At 74.5% G+C, this 2,392-nt stretch carries 2 protein-coding genes and 1 pseudogene; all 3 read right to left on the bottom strand.

Annotated features, from left to right (window positions below; translation table 11 throughout):
* Positions 1-1,020: transcription antitermination factor NusB (locus WBP48_RS04005; RefSeq protein ID WP_424436431.1), on the bottom strand; the 1,020-nt coding region annotated here is incomplete at its 3' end.
* Positions 1,017-1,958, bottom strand: coding sequence for a methionyl-tRNA formyltransferase (locus WBP48_RS04000; RefSeq protein WP_424436428.1), 942 nt, complete (start codon positions 1,956-1,958; stop codon positions 1,017-1,019). The genes WBP48_RS04000 and WBP48_RS04005, both read right to left, overlap by 4 nt.
* Before the next feature lie 11 nt (positions 1,959-1,969).
* A pseudogene (locus WBP48_RS03995) lies at positions 1,970-2,392 on the bottom strand (hypothetical protein); the annotation flags it as partial.

Genomic DNA, 2,392 nt, shown 5'->3' with positions numbered 1-2,392 from the left:
GACGAGGATCCGGTCGTATCGCCCGCGGCCGGCGCGGGTGCGGCCATCCTCCTCCGAGACCGGGACCACCAGGGGCACCGCGGCGACCGAGTCGCGGACGAGGCCTGCCCGTGCGGGCGAGAGCTCGTTGGCCTCGAGACTCGCGCCACGCGCGAGCGCTTCGGCGGCGAGGATGGCCGTCTTGCCGCCGGGGGCGGCGCAGAGGTCGAGCCACCGCTCCCCCGTCCGCACCGGCACGGCACGCGCCAGAGCCAGCGCCGCCAGTTGGGATCCCTCGTCCTGCACCCGCACGAGACCGCGGGATGCCGTGACCAGCGCGCCCGGGTCTCCCCCGGGTGAACGGAATCCGAGGGGCGAGTACGGGGTGGCCGCGGCATCCGCGGGGCGCTCTCGGAGCCCGGGGAGCGCCGCGAACGTCACGACCGGCGGGGCGTTGTCGGCGGCGAGCAGCGCCTCGAGCTCGTCGGCGCGTCCCTCGGCGGCAAGGGCCCGCCGGAACGCCCGGATGACCCACACCGGGTGCGCGAAACGGACGGCCAGGCGTTCGTCGTCGGAGCCGGCAGCGGTGGCCAACCGCTCATCCCATTCGTCCGGTGTGCGCTCCGATACCCGGCGCAGCACGGCGTTCGCGAAACCCGCGGCGGCCTTTCCCGCCTTCCCGGAGGACTGCCGCACCTGACGCACGGTCTCATTGACGGCAGCGTGCGCGGGCGTGCGCATCGTGAGGAGCTGGTGCACGCCGAGGCGCAGCGCGTCCAGCACCGGAGGGTCGATCGCGGCGATGGGGCGACCCGCGGCATCCGCGATGACGGCGTCGTACGTGCCCTCGCGGCGCAGCGTGCCGTACGTGAGCTCGGTCGCGAGGCCGGCATCGGACCCGGTGAGGCCGGCTCGCGCGATGGCTCGAGGCAGCAGCAGATTCGCGTAGGCGTCGGAGTCATGGACGGCCCGCAGCACGTCGTAGGCGACCCAGCGAGGCGACTTCCCGGAGCCGGACGCGGCGGGTGCCCCGGCGCTCACGCCGCGCTCCCCGGTGCGGGCAGTTCGACGCGCGGTGAGGTCGTCCGCAATCCTCGCCACCAGTCCGCCGCCGACATCGCGGGTCTTCCCGCTGGCTGCACCGTCTTCAGCAGCACGCTGGTACCGTTGCCCGCGCCCAGCAGCACATCACGGCCGGCGAGGGCGAGGGCGCCAGCTGCCAGGTCGCCGTCGGGTCCTCGCAGCGCCGCGAGGACCTTCAGGCGGCCGCCCTCGAAGACGACATGGGCGCCCGGCTCAGGAGTCGTTCCTCGGTAGCGGTTCAGCACATCGTCGGCCGGGCGGGAGAGGTCGAGGGCGCCATCGGCGATCGTGAGCTTGGGTGCGAGAGTCACGGCTCCCGCCTGCGGGAGGGCGCGTGCGGTCCCCGCCGCGATCTGGTCGATGACGTCGACCAGGAGTTCGGCGCCGGCGGCCGCCAACGCGTCGAGCACCTCCCCCGCTGTCGCGCCTCGAGGCACGTCGTAACGCAGCTCGCCATACACGTCGCCGGCGTCCAGCTCGGTCACCAACCGGAAGACGCTTGCGCCGGTCACGCGGTCGCCCGCGATGAGCGCATGCTGCACGGGGGCCGCCCCGCGCCAGCGCGGCAGCAGCGAGAAGTGCAGGTTGATCCAGCCGTGGTGCGGAGCGGACAACAGCGGTTCACGCACGAGGCCCCCGTACGCGACGATGACCCCGAGGTCGGGCCTCAGCGCGGTAACGGCGTCAGTGGCCCCCTCGCCGAGGCGGTCGGCCTTGACGACCGGTACGTCGAGCTCCGCCGCGGCGGCGGCGATCGGAGACGGCGTGAGGATGCGCTTCCGGCCGACGGGCGCGTCGGTGCGCGTGAGGATGCCGACGAGGTCGTGGTCCGTCGCGGCGATCGCGCGCAGAGAGAGGACCGCCGGCGCGGGGGTTCCGGCGAAGACGATGCGCATGGGGCTCCTGGTCACAGATCGAGCTCGGGCACGTCGAGCCGCACCCTGAGTGTAGTTCGCGGGCTCTGTCCACTCGGCCGGCCACCCGGCTCGGGGCGGCCTCGGCGGCCGCGCCGCCCACGCAACGCTTCTGCCACGACGGCGGTGCGCAGGTGCTGTGCGACGGGGCGACCGTGCCCGTAGTCGAACCGAACGAGCGCGCGCACGAGTCCGCCCTCCCCCGTCGACGGAGGGCCGCGGAGGATGCCGCCGCCATCACCGCCTTCCGCCGAGCGCTCGATCGGAACCGGTCCGAGGACCGCGGCGGGGCCGAGTGCGGGCAGTTCCGCCCGGAGCGTCGTGAGCGCGGCGTCCACGGCCGCGGGCGTGCCTTCGAGGGCGGCGACGCGAACGGCGGGGGGCATCGACAGTGAGGCGCGGTCGGTCAGTTCGGC

Origin of the sequence: Microbacterium sp. (genome assembly GCF_049661145.1) — a bacterium.
Classification (GTDB): domain Bacteria; phylum Actinomycetota; class Actinomycetes; order Actinomycetales; family Microbacteriaceae; genus Microbacterium.
Note: the sequence above shows the minus strand (reverse complement) of the source record. Positions and strands in the feature narration are given on the sequence as shown.